The following is a 7,291-nucleotide window of genomic DNA, read 5'->3' as shown; positions in this document are numbered from 1 at the left end:
GCTCACGGCTGCGGGCCCCGCGCTGCTATCGCGACCTCAGCCGGCCCGGCACGACACGTCCCGCTTCGGCAGGGTGCCGTCCACCAGGAAGTTCGTGGTGGTCTCCAGGCCGCAGGCGTTGTCGTGCAGCACGTAGGCGCCGTGCCCGCTGTTGTCGACCGTCACCAGGCGCGACCGGTCGCCGAACTGCTCCCGGGCGAGCTGACCACCCCGCAGCGGCGTGGCCGGGTCCCGCTCGTTCTGCACGATCAGGATGTTCCGCTTGCCCTCCTTCGAGATCTCCGCCTGCTCGACGGGCTCGTACGGCCAGTAGGCGCACGGCGTGATGTTGGCCGCCGCGGCGCCGAACATCGGGAACTCCGCCCGGTCCTCGGCCACGGTGTCCTTGTAGTGCTGCACGTCCTCGGCCCAGTCGGAGTCGTTGCAGCTCACCGCGAGGAACACCGTCAGGGCGTTGTCGAGCGCCCAGGGCTCCTCGGCGGCGGGGGCGACGTCGGACCCGACCGTCGTCATCCCCGGCAGCGCACCGGTCGGCACGACGGCCGCCAGCTGCTCCGCCACCGCGTCCGCGTCGTCGGCCAGGACCAGCTCCCAGAGCTCGGCCGTCTTGGGGTACTGCGCCGGGCTGTAGAGGTACCCGAACGTGCCCATCCGGAAGATCACGCCGTCCACCCCGAGCATCGGTCGCTCGTCGAGCCGCTCGGCCAGCTCGAAGAAGGTGGCCCGCACCTGGGCCGGCGTGCGGCCGAACCCGTAGGTGCCGTGCCGCTTCGCGGCCCACCTCGCGAAGTCGGGGAACGTCTCCTCCATGCCGGGACCGAACAGGCGGATGACGTCCTGGTTCAGGTGCGTGTCGCCGATGTTGCTGTCCAGCACCACGCGGTCGGCCCGCTCGGGGAACATCGCGTCGTAGGTGGCGCCCAGCCCGCTGCCGTAGGAGTAGCCCAGGTAGCTGGCCTTCTCCTCGCCCAGCGCGGCCCGGATCTGGTCCAGGTCGCGCGCCGTGTTGGGCGTGCTCAGGTGCTGGATCAGCTCGGCGTCAGGCGACGCGGCGCACTGCTCGGCGATGCCCTTGACGACCTTCGCCTGCGCTTCGACGGCAGCCTCGTCCACCGCGTAGGGCGGGAGGTTGCCGAAGTGCGGGGTCTGGGCGGTGAAGCCGCAGCGCGCGGCCGTCGAGTGCCCGATGCCGCGGGTGTCCATCGCGATGATGTCGTAGGCGTCCCGCACGCTCTTGGGCAGACCCTTGGACGCCAGCAGCGTGGACAGCGTGAGCCCGGAGCCGGACGGGCCGCCCGGGTTCAGCAGCAGGATGCCGCGGCGCTTCTCCGGGTCCGTGCTGGCCATCCGGGAGATCATCAGGTCGATCTGCCGGCCGTCGGGCTCGGCGTAGTCCAGGGGCACCTGCACGGTGGCGCACTCCAGCACGTACGGGACGGCTGCCTTGGCGACGTCGGCGGGGCAGGCCTCCCACTCGGCGGGCGCCGGGACGGGCGCCTGCGCCGTCGCGGCCGACGTCGTCGCCGTCGTCGTCGCCGCCGACGGCTCCTCGGCCATGGCGGGCACGCCCGCGGCGGCACTGACGGAGGCGGTCAGGCCCACCGCCAGCAGCACGGCGATCCCCCGCCGCGTTCTGCTCCGAGGCGGCCGGAGCCGCCTCGGGACTCGGGACTCGGTCTGGTCCGGTACGGGTGCGGCAGGCCCGCCCTCGGTTCGGGACGGCTTCGCGCGGTCTGGCATCGTGACCCTTCCTCCAGCGGAGCGGCTTCACCTCCGGGAGCAGCCATCAGTGCAGGTCGACCAGCCCCCGAGGTCGGTCCAGCCAGTCTCCGGGCGGGCCCGGCACGCGGCACAGTGACGAGACGTCACCCGCTCCTGGGAAGATGTCACCCGCGACCCGTGACTTGTGTCACGGGGCCTGGCACGCCCTAGCATGTGGCCACCGACCGTCGTCGCCGACAAGGAGCCCTTCGTGGACGTCCCGTTCTACTGGGTGGACGTGTTCGCGGCCACGCCGCTGACCGGCAACCCCCTCGCCCTCGTCCCCGACGCGGACGCCCTGCCGGAGCACACGATGGGCGCGATCGCCCGGGAGCTCAACCAGTCCGAGACGACGTTCCTGGTGCGGCCCGACCGCCCCGGCGCGGACCACCGGCTGCGCTCGTTCACGCCCGGCGGCGTCGAGGTCTTCGGCGCCGGGCACAACGCGATGGGCGCCTGGATCTGGCTGGCACTGTCCGGCCGGCTGGCCCCGGACCGGGACACGTTCGTTCAGCAGATCGGCGCCGACCTGCTCAACGTGCGGGTGTCCGGACGGCCCCCGGAGGCCGTCGAGGTCTCGATGGAGCAGTCCGCCCCGCGGTTCCTGGGCCACGTCGAGGGCCGGGCCGCGCTGGCCGCCGTCCTGGGCCTGGACGCCGAGGACCTCGACGCCGACCGGGCCGCCGAGGTGGTCTCCACCGGCGCGGAGCATCTGCTCGTGCCCCTGCGGAGCGCGGCGGCGGTCGACGCCGCCCAGCCGGACACGGCCGCGCTGCGGGCGCTCCTGGCCGACGCCGGGGCCGAGGGCTGCTACCTCTACACGGTGCAGCTCGACGACGCGGCGGCCGTCGACCCAGCGGCCGGCGTCAACGCCTACACCCGGTTCTTCAACCCCACCGTGGGCATCGCCGAGGACCCGGCGACGGGCACCGCCGCCGGCCCCCTGGCAGCCGTCCTGGTCCGCGACGGGCTCGCGCCCGACCCCGCGCGGATCGTGGTCGAGCAGGGTCGCAAGCTCGGTCGCCCCAGCCTCATCACGCTCGGCGTCGACGGGCCGCTGGTGACGATCAGCGGCTCGGGGATCGTCGTGGCCGAGGGCACGCTGCACCTCTAGGGCGTCAGGGCACCTCGACCACGAGCTTGCCCAGGTTGTCCCCCGCCGCCAGCCGCGCGAACGCGGCGGGCGCCTCCTCCAGCTGGCAGACGGCGTCGATCGCGGGCACGACGGCGCCGTCGGCCACCAGCGCGGTGACCTCCTCCAGGTCCGCGCGCGACTGGGGCACCATCAGCACACCCACCCGCTTGCCGGTGGTGCCGCGGAGCACGGGCGCGGCGGCGAACGTCGCCAGCAGCACGCGCGTGCTGCCGCCGACCATGAGGTAGGAGCCGCCGGCCCGCAGCGCCCCGTGCACCCGGTACGGCGAGCGGGAGGCGACCAGGTCCACCACCCGGTCGTACCTGTCGCGCTGGTCGGCCCAGTCGCAGCGCTCGTACGCGATGGTGTCGTCGGCGCCGAGCCGGAGCAGGTGGCCGGCCTTGTCCCCGCGGTCCACGGCCGTGACCCGGGCACCGAGGTGCTTGGCCAGGCCGATCACGAACGCGCCGCCCGCGCCGCCCGCCCCGTTGACCAGGAGCCGGTCGCCCTTGTGCAGGCCCCGGGTGGCCCGCAGCGCGATGCACCCGGCCTGCGGGATCGTCGCGGCGTCCGCGAAGGACAGGGCGGCCGGCTTGCGGGCGAGCAGCCCCGGCGACGTCGCGACGTACTCCGCGAGCCCGCCGCGGTAGCCCGCCAGCTCCCCGAACACGTCCTCGCCGGGGGCGAACGCGGTGACGGAGCGGCCCACCGCGACGACGGTCCCAGCCACGTCCGACCCGGGCACCGGGTTGCGCGGCCGGCGCAGCCCGCCCACGCGGGCGTACGCGGGCCGGCCGACGAGGTTCTCGCGGTCCGACCCGTTCAGCGAGACCGCCCGGACCCGGACCAGCACCTCGTCGTCCGCCGGGACGGGGTCGGGGAGGTCGCCGACCTCCACCACGTCGGCGCTGCCGTACCGGTCCTGGATGACGGCCCGCACGATGCCCTCCTGTCACGTGGTCGAGGGCCCCCAAGGTAGCGGCGCGGGACGTCCGGCGCAGGTGATCCGGGACGGGTTCACCCGGGTGGTTATCCGGGCCCGCCGGTCCGCTACATTCTGGCCATGCCTCCCCAGCCGCGCCCCCTTCCGGCCGACGCGCCGACGCCGTCCGGACACTTCGCGGAGGTGTCTCCCGGCCCCGTCGGACGGGTCGTCGACGCCCTGCACGCCCTGGCCCTCGGCGCCGCGACCGGCCTGTTGCTCGCCGTGCTGGCCCACGTCGTGGTCGGCCTCCTGGTCGAGAGCGGCGCCGCGGCGGCGCCCGCGCCCCTCGACGGGGCGCTCACGCGCGGCTTCGCCCGCGACCTCGTGGTGCTGCTGGTGGTCGTCGTGGTCGTGCTGTCGCTGTCCACGGCGCGGACCTTCGCGCACGCGCGCGCCGTCCGCGACGCGTCGGAGACCGGCGCCGGCGGACGGGCCCTGCCCGTCCCCGAGTACCAGGGCCAGGTCGCCTCGGGCGAGACGGCGAACGGGCGGCCGTTCGTGCGCTGGCTGTTCCTGGCCGTCCCGGTGCTCGTCGTCGGCGCCTTTCTCGGCGTCTTCTGCCTCGTGGAGTGGATCGGCGACCCGGACGTCGACGGGCTGGGCGGCGCGACCGTGCTCGCCGTCGGGCTCACCGCCGGGAGCGTCGCGGCGATGCTGCTGGTGCGGTGGTGGCGCGGGCGGCTCGCCGACGTCCACCTCGCGACGCGGCACGCGCCCGTGACGTTCGGGGCGGACCCGGGGATCGAGCCCGTCGAGCTGCCCGCCGTCTACCGCTGGGCCGGACGCTTCGCCTCGGTCGTCGGTGTCGTGACGGTCGTGGTGCTGCAGGTCGTCTGGCTGGCCGTGGCCGCCTGGGGCGCGCTGTCGGGCCGGGGCCTCGCGATCGGCGGGCGGTTCGTCCTGCTCCCGGGCGGCTCCGAGCGGGCCGCCGACGTCGACGCGGTGGTCGGGTCCCCGGTCTCGGTCGCCGTCACCGTGCTCGTGGCCCTGGCGCTCGGGCTCGTCGCCCTGCGCCTGGTCGCGAACGACCTGCGGTACGTCCTCGCCCGGCGCGCGCTGGGCGCCCGCCTCGACGCGCCGCTGCCGGACGGGCAGCGGCCGCAGCCCGAGCTGACGGGTCTGGTGCTGACGTTCGACACCCCGGTGGGGCGCGCCACGACGACGGTCGCCGCCGTCGGGAGCCTCGCCGTGGCGCTGACGACGACCCTCCAGCCGTTCTGGGACCTGGGGCCTGCGCCCCGTACCGCGGCGACCGTGGTCCTCGCGGTAGCGGTCGCCGCGGCCGCCGCGGCGGTCGTGGTCGACGTCGCGACGGCCGGGCGCCGTCGCCGGCTGCGCAACCGGATGCTCGCCGCCTGGCCGGCCGCGACGCGTCCGCCGGCGCAGCCGATCCGCGGCTAGCCGCCCGCCCCGGGCCGTGGCCCCACCCACGCCTTCGCCGGGTCGGGCCGGCGGTACGGCCCCGCCGTGCTCGTCGTCTTGCCCAGCGCGACGAGCGACTCCGCGAGCCGCACCGCGCTGGTCACGCTGTCCAGCACCGGCACGCCGAGGCGCCGCTCCAGCGCGACATCGAGCCCGGCGAAGCCGGCACAGCCGAGCACCAGAGCGTCGGCGCCCGCCGCGACGAGCCGGGCGCCCGCGGACTCCAGGGCCCGCGCCGTCCCGGCGACGTCGCCGATGTCGAGCACGGCGACGTCGGCCGCGGCCACGCCCGCGCACCGCTCGAGCACGCCCGCGTTGCGCAGGGAGTCCTCGATGCCGGGCACGGCCGTGGCGACCGTCGTCACCACGCCGAACCGGTGGGCGACGAGGCACGCGAGGAAGGCGGAGGCCTCGGTGATGTCGACGACCGGCACGTCGATCGCCTGCCGCATGCCCTCCCGGCCGTGCTCGCCGTAGCCGGCCATGATCACGGCGTCGTACGGGTCGGGGTGGGCGAGCACGGCGTCGAGCACCGCGAGCGCCGTCACGTAGCTCTCGAAGTAGCCCTCGGCGGAGGCGGGGCCCCAGGACGGCGTCAGGCCGACGACGGTGGTGCCGGGCGACGCGGCGCCCGCGGCGACGGCGGCGATCGCCTCGGTCATGGCGCGCGTGGTGTTGCAGTTGACGACCAGGAGCGTCGGGCCTGGCCGGCCCGCCGGGGGCGCGGTCACACGAGCTCGCCGTCGGCGGCCACGACGCGGCCCGCGTGGATCACCGTGCGCCCGGGGAGGCGGTCCATGACCGCGGACGTCGGCGTCTCCCCGCGCAGGATGACGAGGTCTGCCGGGTCGCCGGCGGCGATCCCGGGGTGGTGGCCGACGCCGGTGAGCCGCGGCGTCCGCTCGTCGATGACGGATGCCCCGCCCCAGGTGGCAACCGCGAGGCCGAGCTCGATGAGGTCGTCGCGCGACCAGCCCTGGGAGTGGGCGAGCAGCCAGGCGCGCTCCAGCATGTCGGCGTTGCCCCAGGGGGACCAGTAGTCGCGCTGGCCGTCCATGCCGAGGCCCACGCGCACGCCCGCGGTGACCAGTCGTTCGAGCGGCAGCTCGAGGCGCCCGCCGGGGGCGATCGTGGTGATCGCGACGTCCAGCTCGGCGAGCTCGTCGATCGTCCGCTCCACGGCCGGGAGCCCGGAGCCCAGCGCGAAGGCGTGCGAGACGGTCACACGGCCCTGCATGCCGAGCGCGCGCACGCGTTCGGTGACCAGGCTCATCGAGAAGAGGCCGAGCTCGCCGGGCTCGTGCAGGTGGATGTCGACGCCCTTCTGGTGGCGCTGCGCGAGCTCGAACACGGTGTCGAGGTGGCGCCGCGGGTCGCGGTCGATCTCGCAGGGGTCGATGCCGCCCACGAGGTCGCCGCCGGCGCGCAGCGCCTCGTCCATGAGGTCCGGCACGCCCGGTTCGAGGTGGATGCCGACCTGCGGGAACACGACGATCTCGACCGACGCCGACGCGGCGTGCGCCGCGCGGGCGGCGAGCACGCCCTCGAACTTCTCCAGCTTCGAGTCGGCGTCGACCTGGGCGTGCGAGCGCACCCGGGTGACGCCCAGGGCGATCATGCGGCGCAGCGTCTCGGTGGCCCGGTCGGCCACGGGGGCCTCGGCCGTGCGCCAGTGCGCGCGGTCGTTCATGATCCGGTCCCAGCGGGTGGGGCCCGCGCTCAGCGGGCGGAAGGGCAGGCCGAGGCGGGTGGAGTCGAGGTGCACGTGCACGTCGGAGAACGACGGGACGAGGATGCCGTCGTCGCCCGCGACCTCGGCCTCGCCGGCGGCGGTCGTGCCCGCTGGGACCACCTCGCGCACGAGGCCGTCGTCGAGCACGACGTCGGCGGGGTCGCCGCCCCACGGGCGGACGGAACGGATGACGGTGCGGGGCATGGGGGTTCCTCCAGGTACGGCGGGGGCGGGCGGACGGACGACGGCGGTGGGC

The 7,291-nt window shown here is 75.5% G+C and carries 6 protein-coding genes; 2 read left to right on the top strand and 4 right to left on the bottom strand.

What is annotated here, in order from left to right; translation table 11 throughout:
* Window positions 1-36: 36 nt before the first annotated feature.
* Window positions 37-1,614 carry an alpha/beta hydrolase gene (locus ACFWEJ_RS25190; RefSeq protein ID WP_377231915.1) on the bottom strand — a complete coding sequence of 526 codons (1,578 nt, stop codon included), beginning with the start codon at window positions 1,612-1,614 and terminating at the stop codon, window positions 37-39.
* A gap of 319 nt (window positions 1,615-1,933) precedes the next feature.
* Between ACFWEJ_RS25190 and ACFWEJ_RS25185 the strand changes: the two genes are divergently transcribed.
* Window positions 1,934-2,875 carry a PhzF family phenazine biosynthesis protein gene (locus ACFWEJ_RS25185; RefSeq protein ID WP_377231914.1) on the top strand — a complete coding sequence of 314 codons (942 nt, stop codon included), beginning with the start codon at window positions 1,934-1,936 and terminating at the stop codon, window positions 2,873-2,875.
* A gap of 4 nt (window positions 2,876-2,879) precedes the next feature.
* Here ACFWEJ_RS25185 and ACFWEJ_RS25180 read toward each other — a convergent pair whose 3' ends face one another.
* Window positions 2,880-3,836 carry an NAD(P)-dependent alcohol dehydrogenase gene (locus ACFWEJ_RS25180; RefSeq protein ID WP_377231913.1) on the bottom strand — a complete coding sequence of 319 codons (957 nt, stop codon included), beginning with the start codon at window positions 3,834-3,836 and terminating at the stop codon, window positions 2,880-2,882.
* A gap of 123 nt (window positions 3,837-3,959) precedes the next feature.
* On the opposite strand from ACFWEJ_RS25180, the gene ACFWEJ_RS25175 reads away from it, so the two are divergent.
* Window positions 3,960-5,282, top strand: coding sequence for a hypothetical protein (locus ACFWEJ_RS25175; protein ID WP_377231912.1), 1,323 nt, complete (start codon window positions 3,960-3,962; stop codon window positions 5,280-5,282).
* Here the strand turns inward: ACFWEJ_RS25175 and ACFWEJ_RS25170 are convergent.
* Both ACFWEJ_RS25170 and ACFWEJ_RS25165 read right to left on the bottom strand, forming a co-directional pair.
* The gene (locus ACFWEJ_RS25170) at window positions 5,279-6,034 is read right to left on the bottom strand and encodes an aspartate/glutamate racemase family protein (RefSeq protein ID WP_377231911.1); all 756 of its coding nucleotides are present in this window, start codon (window positions 6,032-6,034) and stop codon (window positions 5,279-5,281) included. The two genes, ACFWEJ_RS25175 and ACFWEJ_RS25170, sit on opposite strands and share 4 nt — an antisense overlap.
* Window positions 6,031-7,239, bottom strand: coding sequence for an amidohydrolase family protein (locus ACFWEJ_RS25165; protein WP_377231910.1), 1,209 nt, complete (start codon window positions 7,237-7,239; stop codon window positions 6,031-6,033). Before ACFWEJ_RS25165 ends, ACFWEJ_RS25170 begins: the two co-directional genes overlap by 4 nt.
* Window positions 7,240-7,291: the final 52 nt, after the last annotated feature.

It is taken from the genome of Promicromonospora sp. NPDC060204 (assembly GCF_042728455.1).
In the GTDB taxonomy this organism is placed as follows: Bacteria; Actinomycetota; Actinomycetes; order Actinomycetales; family Cellulomonadaceae; genus Promicromonospora.
Note: the sequence above shows the minus strand (reverse complement) of the source record. Positions and strands in the feature narration are given on the sequence as shown.